This window comes from Haemophilus haemolyticus (genome assembly GCF_003352385.1).
Lineage (GTDB): Bacteria > Pseudomonadota > Gammaproteobacteria > Enterobacterales > Pasteurellaceae > Haemophilus > Haemophilus haemolyticus_I.
Window position 1 is genome coordinate 1,549,894 of record NZ_CP031243.1, and the last position, 17,190, is coordinate 1,567,083.

The 17,190-nt window shown below is 39.0% G+C and carries 14 protein-coding genes, 1 pseudogene and 1 riboswitch; of the genes and pseudogenes, 9 read left to right on the top strand and 6 right to left on the bottom strand.

Annotated elements, in window-relative coordinates; all coding sequences use genetic code 11:
- Positions 1 to 52 precede the first annotated feature (52 nt).
- From DV428_RS07485 to fbpC, 3 genes and pseudogenes are all read left to right on the top strand, one after another.
- Positions 53 to 1,051: an iron ABC transporter substrate-binding protein gene (locus DV428_RS07485; protein ID WP_114909262.1), complete on the top strand. Its 999-nt coding sequence runs from the start codon at positions 53 to 55 to the stop codon at positions 1,049 to 1,051.
- A gap of 146 nt (positions 1,052 to 1,197) precedes the next feature.
- A pseudogene (locus DV428_RS07490) lies at positions 1,198 to 2,719 on the top strand (ABC transporter permease).
- Entirely contained in the window at positions 2,706 to 3,776 is a 1,071-nt protein-coding gene (fbpC, locus tag DV428_RS07495; protein WP_053465485.1) for a Fe(3+) ABC transporter ATP-binding protein FbpC, read from the top strand. Before DV428_RS07490 ends, fbpC begins: the two are co-directional and overlap by 14 nt.
- Before the next feature lie 34 nt (positions 3,777 to 3,810).
- Here fbpC and DV428_RS07500 read toward each other — a convergent pair whose 3' ends face one another.
- From DV428_RS07500 to DV428_RS07520, 5 genes are all read right to left on the bottom strand, one after another.
- Positions 3,811 to 4,491 carry a M15 family metallopeptidase gene (locus tag DV428_RS07500; protein WP_053465484.1) on the bottom strand — a complete coding sequence of 227 codons (681 nt, stop codon included), beginning with the start codon at positions 4,489 to 4,491 and terminating at the stop codon, positions 3,811 to 3,813.
- Position 4,492: 1 nt separating this feature from the next.
- Positions 4,493 to 5,626, bottom strand: a complete 1,134-nt coding sequence (dapE, locus tag DV428_RS07505; protein ID WP_114909263.1) for a succinyl-diaminopimelate desuccinylase — start codon at positions 5,624 to 5,626, stop codon at positions 4,493 to 4,495.
- Positions 5,627 to 5,653: 27 nt separating this feature from the next.
- Entirely contained in the window at positions 5,654 to 5,998 is a 345-nt protein-coding gene (locus tag DV428_RS07510) for an ArsC family reductase (protein ID WP_053465482.1), read from the bottom strand.
- Positions 5,999 to 6,076: 78 nt separating this feature from the next.
- A complete protein-coding gene (gene htpG / locus DV428_RS07515) occupies positions 6,077 to 7,957 on the bottom strand; it encodes a molecular chaperone HtpG (RefSeq protein WP_162790799.1) in 1,881 nt (626 codons plus the stop codon).
- 122 nt (positions 7,958 to 8,079) lie between these two features.
- Positions 8,080 to 9,141, bottom strand: coding sequence for an ABC transporter substrate-binding protein (locus DV428_RS07520; RefSeq protein WP_114909265.1), 1,062 nt, complete (start codon positions 9,139 to 9,141; stop codon positions 8,080 to 8,082).
- A 48-nt stretch (positions 9,142 to 9,189) separates the two neighbouring features.
- Positions 9,190 to 9,279: riboswitch (TPP riboswitch) on the bottom strand.
- A gap of 120 nt (positions 9,280 to 9,399) precedes the next feature.
- On the opposite strand from DV428_RS07520, the gene uvrD reads away from it, so the two are divergent.
- The 5 genes from uvrD to DV428_RS07545 all read left to right on the top strand — a co-directional run bounded on the left by uvrD (position 9,400) and on the right by DV428_RS07545 (position 15,561).
- Positions 9,400 to 11,580: a DNA helicase II gene (uvrD, locus tag DV428_RS07525; RefSeq protein WP_162790800.1), complete on the top strand. Its 2,181-nt coding sequence runs from the start codon at positions 9,400 to 9,402 to the stop codon at positions 11,578 to 11,580.
- An 89-nt stretch (positions 11,581 to 11,669) separates the two neighbouring features.
- A complete protein-coding gene (locus tag DV428_RS07530) occupies positions 11,670 to 12,671 on the top strand; it encodes an ABC transporter permease subunit (protein WP_162790801.1) in 1,002 nt (333 codons plus the stop codon).
- A gap of 14 nt (positions 12,672 to 12,685) precedes the next feature.
- Positions 12,686 to 13,573: an ABC transporter permease subunit gene (locus DV428_RS07535; RefSeq protein WP_114909268.1), complete on the top strand. Its 888-nt coding sequence runs from the start codon at positions 12,686 to 12,688 to the stop codon at positions 13,571 to 13,573.
- A 9-nt stretch (positions 13,574 to 13,582) separates the two neighbouring features.
- Entirely contained in the window at positions 13,583 to 14,575 is a 993-nt protein-coding gene (dppD, locus tag DV428_RS07540) for a dipeptide ABC transporter ATP-binding protein (RefSeq protein WP_114909269.1), read from the top strand.
- A gap of 2 nt (positions 14,576 to 14,577) precedes the next feature.
- On the top strand, positions 14,578 to 15,561 hold the full coding sequence (locus DV428_RS07545; protein WP_114909270.1) for a peptide ABC transporter ATP-binding protein: 984 nt from the start codon (positions 14,578 to 14,580) through the stop codon (positions 15,559 to 15,561).
- 58 nt (positions 15,562 to 15,619) lie between these two features.
- Here the strand turns inward: DV428_RS07545 and DV428_RS07550 are convergent, their stop codons facing one another.
- Entirely contained in the window at positions 15,620 to 16,396 is a 777-nt protein-coding gene (locus tag DV428_RS07550; RefSeq protein ID WP_114909594.1) for a DNA ligase, read from the bottom strand.
- 205 nt (positions 16,397 to 16,601) lie between these two features.
- Here DV428_RS07550 and lpcA point away from each other — a divergent pair, with 205 nt between their 5' ends.
- Complete coding sequence (lpcA, locus tag DV428_RS07555; protein WP_005663828.1) at positions 16,602 to 17,186, top strand: D-sedoheptulose 7-phosphate isomerase; 585 nt, start codon at positions 16,602 to 16,604, stop codon at positions 17,184 to 17,186.
- Positions 17,187 to 17,190 lie beyond the last annotated feature (4 nt).

Genomic DNA, 17,190 nt, shown 5'->3' on the forward strand with positions numbered 1-17,190 from the left:
GTCATTCAGGCTTAATTAAAAACATTCATTCTCATAAAACAAGGAGTTTTCAATGACATTCAAATCTTTCAAAATTGCGACACTCGCTGCCGCGCTTACATTCTCAGCAAGTAGCTTTGCCGATATTACCGTTTACAACGGCCAACATAAAGAAGCTGCAAAAGCCGTAGCTGATGCATTTACGCAAGAAACCGGCATCAAAGTCACTTTAAATAGTGCTAAAAGCGAACAGTTAGCTGGTCAACTTAAAGAAGAAGGCGATAAAAGTCCAGCCGATGTATTCTATTCAGAACAAACATCTCCATTTGCCGCACTTTCTGAAGCGGGTTTATTAGAACCACTTTCAGCCAATACAATCAAACAAACCTCTCACCAAGGTGTACCAGTGGCGCCTAAAAAAGATTGGATCGCATTAAGTGGTCGTTCTCGTGTTGTAGTTTATGATCACACTAAATTATCTGAAAAAGATATGGAAAAATCAGTGCTTGATTACGCGACACCAAAATGGAAAGATAAAATCGGTTATGTACCAACCTCTGGTGCATTCTTAGAACAAGTTGTAGCCATTGTTAAACTAAAAGGCGAGAAAGTTGCGCTTAATTGGTTAAAAGGCTTAAAAGAAAATGGTAAACTTTACGCGAAGAACAGTGTTGCATTGCAAGCTGTTGAAAATGGCGAAGTGCCTGTGGCTTTAATCAATAACTATTATTGGTACAACTTAGCTAAAGAAAAAGGCGTGGAAAACTTAAAAAGCCGTCTTTACTTCATTGGTCACCAAGATCCAGGCGCATTAGTTAGCTACTCTGGTGCTGCAGTGTTGAAAGCGTCTAAAAATCAAGAAGAGGCGAAGAAATTTGTGGACTTCTTAGCTAGCAAAAAAGGTCAAGAGGCTTTAGTTGCAGTACGTGCAGAATACCCGTTACGTACAGATGTAGTTTCACCATTTAATCTTGAACCTTACGCTAAACTGGAAGCCCCAGTGGTATCAGCAACAACAGCAAAAGATAAAGAACACGCAACTAAATTGATTGAAGAAGCTGGGTTGAAATAGTCTCTTAACATCGTGGGTAAATATACCCACGATTAAGTATGAGCATTCCCTTTTAATTAGGAAACTTTCAACTTTTCCCAAATAAGGGGAAATCTATGCTAGTCTAGGGTAACTCATTACCCTAGACTAAAATAAAGGATTTAACTTTGCCTCGCACTCCGCCATTCTGGCTCACTTTGCTTATCATCTTGATTGGACTTCCGTTACTCTTGCCATTTCTGTATGTGATTTTACGTGCAGAGGAAGTTGGGCTAACTCGAAGCGTTGATCTTCTTTTTCGTCCTAGAATGCTGGAGTTACTGACTAATACAATGGTCTTAATGCTCTGTGTAACTGTTGGTTCTATTTCGCTCGGTAGTCTTTGTGCTTTTTGGCTTGAACGCTATCGTTTTTTCGGCAAGTCATTTTTTGAAGTCGCGATGAGTTTGCCGCTTTGTATTCCGGCCTTTGTGAGCTGTTTTACTTGGATCAGTCTAACCTTTCGAGTAGAAGGTTTTTGGGGAACGATTGGCATCATGACATTAAGCTCTTTTCCACTCGCTTACTTGCCTATTTCAGCCACACTTAAACGACTAGATCGCTCTCTTGAAGAAGTAAGCCTTTCATTAGGAAAAAGCCAAACTTACACCTTTTGGCACGCTATTTTCCCGCAATTAAAACCAGCAATCGGTAGTAGTTTATTGCTAATAGCATTACATATGCTCGTGGATTTCGGTGCAGTTTCAATTTTAAATTACCAAACATTCACCACTGCGATTTTCCAAGAATATGAAATGTCTTTTAATAACAGTACCGCAGCACTACTTTCCGCTGTATTAATGGCAATTTGTAGCCTTATTGTGCTGGGAGAAACATTCTTCCGTGGTAAACAAACACTTTACAACAGTGGCAAAGGTGTCACTCGTCCTTATCCAGTAAAAACACTTTCTTTTGGCAAACAATGTTTAACCTTCGGGTTTTTCTCTAGCATATTCATCTTAAGCATTGGCGTGCCTGTGATTATGTTAATTTACTGGCTTATAGTGGGAACTTCACTCGAAAGTGCGGGGAATTTTTCAGAATTTTTATCGGCATTCAGCAATTCATTTATCATTTCAGGCTTAGGCGCACTGCTTACCGTAGTTTGTGCTTTACCATTGGTTTGGGCAGCTGTACGCTATCGTAGCAAATTAACCATTTGGATTGATCGATTACCTTATCTATTACACGCCGTACCCGGCTTAGTTATCGCATTATCGCTGATCTACTTTACGATCAACTATGCTAACAGCTTATATCAAACCTTTTTAGTTATTATCGTAGCTTACTTTATGCTCTATTTACCAATGGCACAAACTACACTTAGAGCCTCACTTGAGCAACTTTCTGATAATATTGAGAAAGTCGGACAAAGCCTAGGACGAAGGCCCATTCTATATTTTCCGGACTTTAACATTACCCGCAATGCTACCAGGCATTGCGGCGGCATTCTCTCTAGTATTTTTGAATTTAATGAAAGAGCTTACTGCAACACTTTTGCTCACGCCAAACGACATCAAAACCCTTTCGATTGCCGTTTGGGAATATACCAGTGATGCGCAATACGCTGCAGCAACGCCTTATGCACTCATGCTCGTTCTCTTTTCAGGGATTCCTGTGTTTTTATTGAAAAAATATGCATTTAAATAAAATGATAAATAATCCGTTATTAACTGTTAAAAATCTCAATAAATTTTTTAATGAACAACAAGTTCTTCACGATATTTCCTTTACCTTGCAACGAGGTGAAATCCTCTTTTTGCTTGGTGCTTCTGGTTGTGGAAAAACAACATTATTGCGAGCGATCGCAGGATTTGAACAACCCAATACTGGCGAAATTTGGCTCAAAGAGCGGTTAATTTTTGGCGAGAATTCTAATGTGCCAACGCAACAGCGCCATCTAGGTTATGTGGTACAAGAAGGCGTTCTGTTCCCTCACTTAAATGTCTATCGCAACATTGCTTATGGATTAGGGAATGGAAAAGGGAAAACGGATGAAGAGAAAATGCGGATTGAGCAGGTAATGCAACTCACTGGAATTAGTGAACTGGCAGAACGTTTTCCACACCAACTTTCGGGCGGACAACAACAACGAGTAGCTCTTGCGCGAGCACTAGCACCGAATCCAGAACTAATTTTATTAGATGAACCTTTTAGTGCCTTAGATGAACATCTACGCCAGCAAATTCGTCATGATATGCTAAAAGCACTGCGTCAAAGTGGTGCATCAGCGATTTTCGTCACCCATGATCGTGATGAAGCACTACGTTATGCAGATAAGATTGCGATCATTCAACAAGGCAAAATTTTACAAATCGACACGCCTCGTACACTTTATTGGTCGCCAAATCATCTAGAAACCGCAAGTTTTATTGGTGACAACATCGTACTATCGGCAAATCTAATTGATGAAAATATCGCCCAATGCCAATTAGGTAATATTCCTGTAAAAAACAAATCAATCTCACCGAAACAAGGTAAGATTTTGCTTCGTCCAGAACAATTTAGCCTGTTTAAAACATCAGAAAATCCAACCGCACTTTTCAAAGGGCAAGTGAAACAAATTGAATTTAAAGGAAAAATTACCGCTGTTCAAATTGAAATTAATGGCTACGCAATATGGATTGAGAACGTTATTTCTCCCGATTTATCTATTGGCGATAATTTGCCTGTTTATTTACATAGAAAAGGGCTTTTTTATGCCTAAAAATAAAGCCTTATCTTCACAATAAGGCTTATTTTTAAACAATATATTCAGAAAAAATTCGTTCAATATTTGATATTAAACAGTCTACACCTAAAATATTTTCCCCTTTCCACGCCTGTTGCAAAATCTCTGGAGAAAATTGCTGGCTTGCCAATTCAGCTAACGGCAAATAACTGATATGCCAAGGCTCCCGCCCCACTTTCTTATTAGACTGCATATTTATAAAAGGCAAAGCAAAATCAAAGTGCGGTAAATTTTCCGTAAGAAATTCACTCAATTCAAAAAAGTAGCCGCCTTTTTCATATTCCCAAGGCTCCAGTTGTAAAGATTGCCCTTGTGGCAAAAGATCAGGATCGAAAATATCCACTTCCGTTCCCCAATGATGACGGCTAGCTGCTGGTAATGCAGACCAACGTAAAATCGCCTGACATTTTTGCCAGTCATCTAATTGGCTTAAATCTAATGCCTTTCCTGCGTCATCGTGTACTTTTCTCTCGCCCTTAAATTTGCTGTTCCAAATAAGCTGTTGGCGTTCAAAATCACGAAAACTGCTCGCAGGCTGTAAATTAAAGCCATTTTTTGTCGCACTTTGTTGCAACCCTTGAAATGCTTGCACAGCTTGCGTTTGCAAAAAATGATTTGAGGAATGAATTGCGGGTAAATTGACTAAATGCTCACGAGACTTTCCTGTAAGCATTTCTGGCGTTAATTTCATTTTAGCTATCCAATAAATTCACTAACATTTTGTGATAAATTTCACCGCACTTGCCAAGATCTTCTACACTGACACATTCATTGACTTTATGAATTGTTGCATTAAGTGGACCAAATTCCACTACTTCAGCGCCCATCAATGCAATAAAACGACCGTCTGACGTACCACCACCTGTTTCGGCCTTTGGCGTTATGCCTGTGATTTCCTCAATAGCGGAGGTTATCGAATCTAATAATTTACCCGGTTTTGTTAAAAACGGTTTACCTGATAAATTCCATTCAATACGATATTTCAAATTATGTTTTTCTAGCATTTCAGCCACTTTTTGCTTGATGATTTCATCCGTGACTTCTGTGCAATAACGCAAATTGAACTGAATATATAACTCGCCTGGAATCACATTATTACTTCCTGTGCCCGCATGAATATTAGCAATTTGTAGGCTTGTTGGAGGGAAAAACTCATTACCTTCATCCCATTGGTAAGTCGTTAATTCTTGCAAAAATAGCGCTGCTTTATGGATTGGATTTTCAGCTAAATAAGGATATGCCACGTGCCCTTGAATCCCCTGAATATAAAGATTTCCTGTAATTGAGCCGCGGCGACCATTTTTGACAACATCGCCTAAGTTTTTAGCACTCGATGGCTCTCCAACCATACAATAAGTAATTTTTTCACCACGAGCCGTTAAAGTCTCAACCACGCGTACAGTACCATCTTTTGCGGCGGCCTCTTCATCAGAGGTAATCAATAATGCAATGGTGCCTTTATGATTAGGATTTGCTTTTACATATTCTTCTGCTGCCACAATCATTGCTGCAAGGGAGCCTTTCATATCCGCTGCACCACGACCATAAAGCATGCCATCAATAATCTCAGCAGAAAACGGCGAATACGACCATTGATTTTCATCACCAGTAGGCACAACATCCGTATGACCTGCAAAAGCAATAACTGGCTCACCCGTTCCGTGTTTTGCCCACAAATTCAGCGTATCATTAAAAGGCATCCATTCAATTTGAAAACCTAATTTTTCTAAACGTTCGGCAATAATTTGCTGACAGCCCTCGTCATTTGGGCTAATAGACGGGCGACGAATTAAATCTTTCGCTAACAAAACCACTTTTTCTTTCATAAAAACTCCTAAGAAAATAACCGCACTTTAAGCAAATGTAGCCTGATATTCCTTTTCATTAAAACCAATTAATGCCTTTCCATCTTGTAAAATAATGGGGCGTTTAATCAAGGTTGGATTCTCTGCCAACACGGAAAGTGCGGTCGTTTTATCAAGGGAATTTTTAACTTGTTCATCCAAATTACGCCAAGTTGTACTGCGTTTATTTACCAACACATCCCAGCCAAATTGAGCTTCTGCCTGAGTTAAAAAATTCAAATCCAAACCATCAACACGGTAGTCGTGAAGTTTGTGTTCAATATTGTGATCCGCAAGCCATTTCAATGCTTTCTTCACTGTGTCGCAATTTTTAATGCCATAAACTGTAATCATATTTCACCTAAAAAAGAAAAATCCTCAATCTAATTAGACTGAGGATTTTAACCCTTATACTACTTCATCTCAAATGAATTAACCTAACAACTTATTGATACGTTTAATAAACACAGCTGGATTTTCCAAAGATCCGCGCTCTGCCAACATAGCTTGTTCGAGCAACAATTCTACCCAATCAGCAAATTCAGTTTCATCTGCAATATCAGCCACTTTTTTCACTAAATGGTGTTCTGGATTCAGTTCAAAGGTGTATTTTACTTCTGGAACAGGTTGCCCTGCGGCTGCAAACAATTTCGCCATTTGGGTCGTCATTTGATCATTATCTGTAGAAACCACCGCTGGTGTATCCGTTAAATTATGAGTTAAACGCACCGTTTTCACCCGTTCGCCAAGCAAGTTTTTCACACGCTCAATAAAACTACCAAAGGCTTCATCTTGTTGTTTTTGCATTTCAGATTCTTTATCTGCTAAATCGCCTAAATCCAAATCGACTTTCGTGATACTTTGTAACGGTTTACCGTCGAATTCAGTTAAATAGCTTAACATCCATTCATCAATGCGATCGGAAAGCAATAAAACCTCAATGCCTTTTTTATTGAATAATTCCAAGTGCGGGCTATTTTTCGCTGCAACATAGCTGTCCGCTGTAATGTAATAGATAGCTTTTTGCCCCTCTTTCATACGCGAGATGTAATCTTCTAAAGAGACAGTTTGCTCACTGCTATCATTATGTGTCGAAGCAAAACGCAATAACTTCGCGACAGTTTCTTTGTTAGCAAAATCTTCTGCAGGGCCTTCTTTTAAGACTAAACCAAACTCTTTCCAAAATTGAAGATATTTTTCTGCATCATCTTTTGCTAATTTTTCTAGCATTTGTAATGAACGCTTAGTTAATGCTTTGCGTAATGCAGCCGTAATTTTGTTATCTTGTAGAATTTCACGAGATACATTTAATGGCAAGTCATTACTATCGATTAAACCACGCATAAAACGGAGATAATTCGGCATAAATTGCTCAGCATCATCCATAATAAATACGCGTTGAACATAAAGTTTTAAGCCGTGTTTATGTTCGCGATTAAATAAATCCCAAGGTGCTTTAGCTGGCACATAAAGCAAACTAGTATATGCTTGATTTCCTTCAACTTTGTTATGCGCCCAAGTCACAGGATCAGCAAAATCATGGCTTAAGTGTTTATAAAACTCTTTGTATTCCTCATCGGAAACATCATTTTTAGAACGCGTCCAAAGTGCATCGGATTTATTAATTTTCTCCCATTTTTCACCGCACTCTTTGCCTTCATCATCATATTCTTTCGTTAGCATTTCTACCGGCAAGCCAATATGGTCAGAATATTTACCGATAATTTCACGCAAACGCCATTCGTTTAAAAATTCTTTTTCATCTTCACGTAAGTGCAAAATCACATCTGTGCCACGGGATTTTTTCTCAATATCCGCCACAGAATATTCGCCTTCGCCAGCAGATTCCCAAAGTACGGCTTTATCCGCCTCTTCGCCAGCCGCTCTAGTTTTTACAGTCACTTTATCTGCCACAATGAAAGCTGAATAAAAACCCACACCAAACTGCCCAATAAGCTGGCTATTTTTTGCTTGATCTTGACCAAGTGCGGTTAAAAATTCTTTTGTTCCTGATTTTGCAATCGTCCCCAAATGATCAATTACTTGCTCACGAGTCATACCAATGCCGTTATCGCTAATTGTGATAGTGCCTTTATCCGTATCAAAGCTCACGCGCACACGCAAGTCGCCATCGCCTTCATATAAAGCAGGGTTGGAAAGTGCTTTAAAGCGTAATTTATCTGCCGCATCAGAGGCATTAGAAATTAATTCACGTAAAAAAATCTCTTTGTTGGAATACAAAGAATGAATCATTAATTGGAGTAGTTGTTTGACTTCAGATTGAAAGCCACGAGTTTCTTGATTTTGTGACATAATTTTTTCCTTCATAAAGATAAAAATTGAACGTCACAGATATAAGAATAAAAAGAAAGATTTCAAGGGGGAAAGAAAAATACGGTGAATTTTCACCGCACTTTTTCTTGGGCTAACATCAATTACTCTTTTCTTTCCTTCACATTTTCAACCCAGCGTTCTATTAATCGTTTCGCCTCTTGATCTGAACCAAATTTGATGAAATCAATATCAATCAATTTAAGTTTCGCAGGATCTGAAAGATGTGGATGCGCTTTAGCATGAATATTTGTTGGCAGTTGGTAAGAATCCGCATCACGCCAAGGAATTTCTTGGGCTTCAGCAGAAAGAACAAAATCGACAAAGCGTTTAGCATTATCTAAATTGCGTCCATTTTTAATGATACTGACTGCCCCTAACGTATAGCCTGTGCCTTCGCAAGGTAAAGCACCAATAACCGGTGCGCCTTTATCCTTTTCACGCACATAAGTATGCATAAAACCAATATCAACAGCGGCTGCGCCCGTAGAAATATTAGCCGTTGCTAATCCAGTTTTCGTGTATTGAGCAATGTTTTTGTCAAGTTCTTTCAAATAAGCAAAGGCTTTATCTTCGCCCATAATTTCAATTAAAGTTGTAAGAATAGTGTAGCCAGTGCCCGATACTCGAGGATCTGGATATTGAATTAACCCTTTAAATTCTGGTTTTAATAAATCAGCATAACATTGAGGTTTCGCGATATTTTTTTCAGCTAGCAGTTTTTCATTCATCCCAATGCCAAGCTCCATAAGATAAATAATCGACGTGGTATCGCCACGTTGTTCCGTGAGCTTTTTGAATTGAGGCATAATTTCTTTTTGCAGAGGCGAACGATAAGTTTCTAACAAACCAGCATCTCGAGCTTGAAAGTGCGGTTCCAATGTACCACCATACCACACATCTGCTTGGGGATTTTCTTTTTCGGCTTTGATTTTGCCTAATACAGTCCCTGTGCTATTACGCACAAACTGAGTGTCCACATTATATTTTTTGCTAAAAGCGTGAGCGACTTTTTCACAAGTCGTGTTTTGGACGCTGCAATAAAGCACTAATTTGCCTTCTGCTTGAGCAGGAGTTGATAAACTTAATCCTAATAAGCTGCAACCAAGCATGCTAGAAAGTGCGGTCAATTTAAAAGAATTTTTTAAAGAAAAAGAGAGTGTCATGATGCATCCTTACTTATATAAATACAGAAAAAAGTAAGTCAGCCCTTTAAGGAGGAGAGATTAGTTTCCTACGCCAGTGCTAACTGTTTCAGGTTCACGGGTATTTTCTCAGCGATGCTCGCACCCCGACTAACCGCGAATCAATATAAGTTGTAATACTATTTTTGTAAAGTCGGATAAGTTTATGATTTTCTTGATTGTGATATAAAAAAATTAGACTTATAATTCCTGTAAATTTGAACAGATAAAAATTTCATCATGGATATTTCTGAATTACTTGACGGACTTAACGATAAACAACGCGAAGCCGTAGCTGCTCCTCTTGGTAATCACTTAGTGCTAGCGGGTGCAGGCTCTGGCAAAACCCGTGTATTGACGCACCGTATCGCTTGGTTAATTGCGGTAGAAAATATTTCTGAGGGCAGCATTATGGCTGTGACGTTTACCAATAAAGCAGCAGCAGAAATGCGTCATCGTATTCAAGCTACCCTTGCCAAACACGCACAACATCAATTATTTGGTATGTGGATTGGCACCTTCCACAGCATTGCCCATCGTTTATTGCGAGCCCATCATTTAGATGTAGGATTACCACAAGATTTCCAAATTTTGGATTCAGAAGATCAACTGCGTTTAATTAAACGGTTATTAAAATTACATAATTTTGATGAAAAAGCTTTTCCGCCTAAACAGGCTTGTTGGTACATCAATAACAAAAAAGATGAAGGATTGCGACCAAACGACATTGAAGATTTTAATGATCGCCAAGAACGTGAATGGATTAAAATTTATCAGATCTATCAAGACACTTGCGATCGCGCAGGATTGGTTGATTTTGCTGAATTATTAATTCGAGCCTATGAATTATTTGAGAAAAAACCATTAATTTTGCAACGTTATCAACAACGTTTTCAGCATATTTTGGTGGATGAATTTCAAGACACCAATAAAATTCAATATAAATGGATCAAAATTCTTGCTGGAAAAACAGGCAAAGTCATGATTGTGGGCGATGATGATCAATCTATATACGGTTGGCGTGGCGCACAAATCGAAAATATTCAAAAATTCTTGAAAGATTTTAAAGCCGAAACAATTCGTCTTGAACAAAATTATCGTTCTACCGCCAATATTCTAAACAGTGCAAATGAATTGATTGCCAATAATAGTGATCGTCTTGGTAAAAATTTATGGACAGAGGGAGAAAAAGGTGAGCCTGTGGGTATCTATGCCGCTTTTAATGAATTAGACGAAGCTAAATTTGTTGCCTCACAAATTCAGGATTGGGTAGAAAATGGCGGAAAACTTGATGATTGCGCCGTGCTTTATCGCAATAATAGTCAATCACGGGTTATTGAAGAAGCCTTAATTCGTTGTCAAATTCCATATCGTATTTATGGCGGTATGCGCTTCTTTGAACGCCAAGAAATTAAAGATGCGTTAGCCTATCTTCGTTTAATTAATAATCGTCAAGATGATGCGGCTTTTGAACGTGTCATTAATACGCCAACCCGTGGCATTGGCGACCGCACTTTAGATATATTGCGTAACTTAACACGGGAACGCCAAATTACCTTATGGCAAGCAGTACAAGTCGCAACACAAGAAAATATGTTGGCTGGGCGAGCCTCAACAGCATTATTGCGTTTCCAGGAATTAATTAATTCACTACAACTTGATACTGCAGAAATGCCGCTTTTCGCACAAACTGATTTTGTGATTAAACATTCAGGTTTATATGATATGTATCAACAAGAAAAAGGCGAAAAAGGCGAAGTTCGTATTGAAAACTTGGAAGAATTAGTTACCGCAACCCGTGAATTTATTAAACCTGATGATGCGGAAGAAATGACCGAACTCACTGCCTTTTTAACTCACGCTTCCTTAGAAGCTGGCGAAGAACAAGCCTCGCCTCATCAATCCTGTGTAGAAATGATGACATTGCACTCTGCGAAAGGCTTAGAATTTCCTCGTGTGTTTATGGTGGGCGTAGAAGAAGGTTTATTCCCAAGTTTCCGTTCTTTTGAAGAACCTGGGCGTTTAGAAGAAGAACGTCGTTTAGCTTATGTGGGTATTACTCGCGCGAAGAAAAAACTGACCATCTCTTATGCGGAAAGCCGTCGGTTATATGCCAAAGAAGAACGCCATTTGCCATCACGTTTTATTGCAGAATTACCGCAAGAATGTATCCAAGAAATTCGTTTACGAGGAACTGTCACGCGTGCGATGAACCTAGCAAAAGTTGGTTCAGTATCTCCTGTCGGTACAAATGAAAATGAATGGAAAATGGGGCAAAAAGTTAAACACGAAAAATTTGGTTTTGGCACTGTGATTAATGTGGAAGGATCTGAAAATAACACGCGGTTACAAATAGCGTTCCAAGCACAAGGCATTAAATGGTTGATTGCGCATTTGGCAAAATTGGAAAAAGTGCGGTAGAATCCAAGAGCATTATATTTTTTACCGATTAATTTCTTTGAAAAGTGTGGTAAATTTTTACCGCACTTTTATTATCTATGAGTGATGGAATGTTTAAATTTGTATTCAAACGAATCTTAATGGTGATCCCTACTTTTATTGCCATTACTTTTATTACCTTTGCCCTTGTGCATTTTATTCCTGGTGATCCTGTGGAAATTATGATGGGGGAACGCGGCTTAACGCCAGAAGTACATCAACAAATGATGCACCAATTGGGTTTAGATTTACCTCTTTATCAGCAATATTTCCACTATATTGGCAATGTAATTCAAGGGGATTTCGGTGCATCATTCCGCACTCAACAACCTGTCCTTACTGAATTTTTTACGCTTTTTCCTGCCACCGCTGAATTGGCATTTTTTGCGTTATTTTGGTCATTATTAGGCGGCGTTATTTTAGGCACAATTGCTGCAGTAAAAAAAGATAGTTGGATTTCTCACACCGTTACAGCTGCATCGCTCACAGGTTATTCTATGCCAATTTTCTGGTGGGGTTTAATTTTAATTTTATATGTTTCGCCACAACTCGGTTTACCACAAGGCGGGCGTTTAGATAATGAATTTTGGATCGATACGCCAACAGGATTTATGCTTATTGATAGCTGGCTTTCTGGTGTTTCTGGTGCTTTTGAAAATGCAGTGAAATCTTTAATTCTTCCTGCCATCGTATTAGGTACTGTTCCTCTTGCCATTATTACGCGTATGACACGCTCTGCGATGTTGGAAGTATTAGGCGAAGATTATATCCGCACGGCAAAAGCAAAAGGTTTAAGCTATACTCGAATTGTTATTGTTCACGCATTGCGTAATGCGTTAATTCCTGTTGTCACTGTGGTGGGATTAATTGTAGGTCAATTACTTTCTGGTGCAGTTCTCACAGAAACCATTTTTTCATGGCCGGGAATTGGGAAATGGATTATTGATGCTATTCAAGCCCGTGATTATCCAGTGTTGCAAGGTTCTGTACTGATTATTGCAACCATTATTATTGTGGTAAATTTAACCGTCGATTTACTTTACGGCGTGGTCAATCCGCGTATCCGTCATTAATTGTGGGAGAAATTATGTCTGACACGCCTTTAACTTTCGCGCCAAAAACACCTTTACAAGAATTTTGGTTTTACTTCAAACAAAATCGTGGCGCGCTAATTGGTCTAATTTTTATTTTGATTGTTGCCTTAATTAGCATTCTCGCGCCTTATATTGCACCTTTTGATCCAACAGAGCAAAATCGTACCGCACTTTTACTTCCCCCTGCTTGGTATGATGGCGGTAATCCAGCCTATTTACTCGGCACAGATGATATTGGGCGAGATATCCTTTCTCGCATCATTTACGGAACGCGAATTTCCGTTTTTGCGGGATTTGTCATTGTATTACTATCTTGCGCCTTTGGTACCAGTCTTGGCTTGATTTCTGGTTATTATGGCGGCGTGCTAGATACAATTATTATTCGCCTAATTGATATTATGCTCGCGATTCCAAACTTACTTTTGACGATTGTGGTCGTCTCTATTTTAGAGCCATCACTCGCCAACGCCACTTTAGCTATCGCCGTTGTATCGATTCCTAGCTATGTGCGTTTAACTCGAGCAGCGGTGATGAATGAAAAAAATCGTGATTATGTCACCTCGTCTAAAGTCGCTGGCGCTGGTGTTCTTCGCCTCATGTTTATTGTGATTTTACCAAACTGTTTAGCCCCCTTGATTGTGCAAATGACAATGGGAATATCCAATGCTATTTTAGAGCTTGCGACACTTGGTTTCTTAGGGATTGGTGCAAAACCACCAACACCTGAACTTGGCACAATGCTTTCTGAAGCTCGTGGTTTTATGCAAGCAGCAAACTGGTTGGTTACAATTCCTGGCTTAGTTATTTTATCTTTAGTGCTCGCCTTTAACTTAATGGGTGATGGCTTGCGTGATGCACTTGATCCAAAACTCAAACAATAGGAAAACAGAATGACATTATTAGACGTAAAAGAACTTTCTGTTCACTTTGGCGATAAAAATACGCCATTTAAAGCAGTGGATCGCATCAGCTATCAAGTCGCACAAGGTGAAGTGCTTGGCATCGTGGGAGAATCGGGGTCAGGAAAATCGGTGAGTTCTCTCGCAATTATGGGACTAATTGATCATCCCGGACGTGTATCGGCAGAATCCTTGCAATTTGAAAACACTGATTTACTCACTTTAGAGAGCAAAGCCAAACGCCAGCTTATTGGTGCTGATGTAGCAATGATTTTCCAAGATCCGATGACAAGCTTGAATCCAGCTTATACTATAGGCTTCCAAATTATGGAGGCATTAAAAACTCATGAAGGCGGTACAAAAAAGGCGAGAAAAGACCGCACTTTAGAGCTTTTAAGATTGGTCGGTATTCCAGATCCTGAATCTCGAATGAATGTTTATCCCCATCAGCTTTCTGGCGGTATGAGCCAACGTGTGATGATTGCGATGGCAATTGCCTGCAGACCTAAATTATTGATTGCTGACGAGCCAACCACGGCATTGGACGTGACTATTCAAGCACAAATTATGGAACTCTTACTTGAATTACAAAAGAAAGAATGTATGTCCCTAATTTTGATTACTCACGATCTAGCACTTGTGGCAGAAGCAGCAGATCGAATTATCGTGATGTATGCTGGGCAAATCATTGAAGAAGGCACCGCAAAAGATATTTTCCGCGAGCCAAAACATCCTTACACGCAAGCCTTGTTACGTTCATTGCCTGAATTTGCAGAAGGAAAATCTCGCTTGGAATCATTACAAGGTGTAGTACCTGGAAAATACGATCGCCCAACAGGCTGTTTATTAAATCCGCGCTGCCCTTATGCCACTGAATACTGCCGCCAAGTCGAACCTCAATTGCATCAGATCGGTTCGCGTAAAGTAAAATGCCATACTCCGCTGAACGAGCAAGGCAATCCCGTTGAATATCAAGGAGCTTAATAATGACGAATGAAATAAAAGAAAATGCGCCATTATTAAATGCCATTGGCTTGAAAAAATATTACCCTGTAAAAAAAGGCTTGTTTGCAAAAACACAGCAAGTAAAAGCGTTAGATGGTGTCTCTTTTCAGCTTGAACGGGGTAAAACTTTAGCTGTCGTGGGGGAATCTGGTTGTGGAAAATCAACGCTAGGTCGTTTATTGACAATGATTGAAGAACCCAGCGAAGGCGAATTGTATTACAAAGGGCATAATTTTTTAGAAAATGATTCTGAAACAAAAGCACTACGTCGTAAAAAAATTCAAATAGTTTTCCAAAATCCTTATGCGTCATTAAATCCACGCAAAAAAATTGGTTCAATTTTGGAAGAACCATTAATTATCAACACAAAACTTTCCGCCAAAGAACGGCGAGAAAAAGTTTTATCAATGATGGAAAAAGTCGGATTGCGTGCTGAATTTTATGATCGTTATCCTCACATGTTCTCAGGCGGACAACGCCAGCGTATCGCCATTGCTCGTGGCTTAATGTTAGATCCCGATGTCGTTGTTGCCGATGAACCTGTTTCTGCATTAGATGTTTCCGTGCGTGCGCAAGTACTGAATTTAATGATGGATTTACAAGATGAATTAGGCTTGTCTTACGTGTTCATTTCACACGATCTTTCTGTGGTAGAACATATCGCCGATGAAGTGATGGTAATGTATTTAGGTCGTTGTGTCGAAAAAGGAACAAGAGAACAAATCTTCTCTAATCCTCAACATCCTTATACCAAAGCGTTACTTTCAGCGACGCCACGTTTGTCGCCAAACTTGCGTCGTGAACGTATAAAGCTGACGGGCGAATTACCAAGTCCGATTAATCCGCCAAAAGGCTGTGCATTTAATCCTCGTTGTTGGAAAGCGACAGAAAAATGTCGTGAAAATCAACCGCACTTAGCGCAACATACTGATGGCAAATTAATCGCTTGTTTCCATATTGATTAAATTCATTTTGTCAGACTGATAAATAGGCTTATTTTTTCTCTCGCCAATAGGTTGCAAATCAAGGTTTTCCACGACTCGTGAGACCTCGATATTTATAAGTAATTACAGATCCTATCGGAGGGGGATTTTCTCGTTCGTTTAAATTAAAGCCAGAACCGATTTTAAATTCTCCCCGATGATTTTTACAAGTTAAAGCACCCATCACATTTTCAAATTGTCCTTTGCCTTTATGGTGTGCAATGACTGTACATTCTTCATCTCGTGCTGTTTTTAATTTTAAAATTTGTGAGCTTCGCTTACGTTCATAAGGTACATTGGGGTTGCGTACAACAACGCCCTCGCCTTGCAAATTTTCGACTTGTGCAAGAAATTGATATAAATGGGTTTTATCTTTAACAGGAATTTGCTCAATAATTTCAATATAAGTTGTGGGATGTTCGACTAAATATGCTTTCAATTTAGCTAAACGCTCAAATAAATTCCCCTCTGTATCAGGCACATCAAAAACATACAATTTCAGTTTTTCCCAACCGTCGCCTTTAAAAGATTTTGTGATGGATGAAATTTCCTCAAAATGATTTCGCTCACTAAATAATTCGCCATCAATGGAAAAAGGTGGAAAATCCTTAATGAAATAAGCTGGCGGCGATAAAGGTTGCCCTTGTCGGGTTAATAATTGCTTTCCATCCCAATAACCGCGTACGCCATCCAACTTTTCAGACATTACCCAACCCTCTATGGGTTGATTATTGTAGGTATGAAGAAGCATTAAATCTGAGTTAGCAAAAGCAAAAGAACTAGCAAAGAAAAGTAACAAAGTGCGGTAAAATTTCATTGTGTTTTTGAAAATTAAAGGGCAAATAAGTTTACGCAAGATAAACATATCTTGAAAAATCCCCAACCACTCAAACTTCTTTTTTCGATCTAAATCGCAAAAAATCATCATTTCATCGAAAAAAGATGAATTTTTATTTACGCTAGCGAAGAATGTTTATCTGCTATACAATGCCATCGCGATTTTATGCTAAAAGGAGCAATCAATGTATTTAGATCAAATCAAAGCGGAACTTGTGGAAGCACAAGATGTATTAAACAAATTTATTTCTGACGAAAATAACATTAAATTAATTCAAGAAGCAGCATTATTAATTTCCAACAGCTTCAAACAAGGAGGCAAAGTGCTTTCTTGTGGTAATGGCGGTTCGCACTGTGATGCGATGCATTTTGCAGAAGAATTAACGGGTCGTTATCGTGAAAATCGTCCTGGCTACCCTGCCATTGCGATTTCAGATGTAAGCCATTTAAGCTGTGTAAGTAATGATTTTGGTTATGAATATGTATTTTCACGCTATGTTGAAGCGGTGGGTCAAAAAGGCGATGTGTTATTCGGTTTATCGACCTCTGGTAATTCAAAAAATATTTTAAATGCCATTGAAGCCGCAAAAGCAAAAGGCATGAAAGTCATTGCAATGACAGGTAAAGATGGAGGAAAAATGGCTGGATTAGCGGATGTTGAAATTCGTGTACCACATTTCCGTTATGCAGATCGTATTCAAGAAATCCATATCAAAGTTATTCATATTTTAATGATGTTAATTGAGTTTGAAATGGCAAAACAAGCCTAAAGTG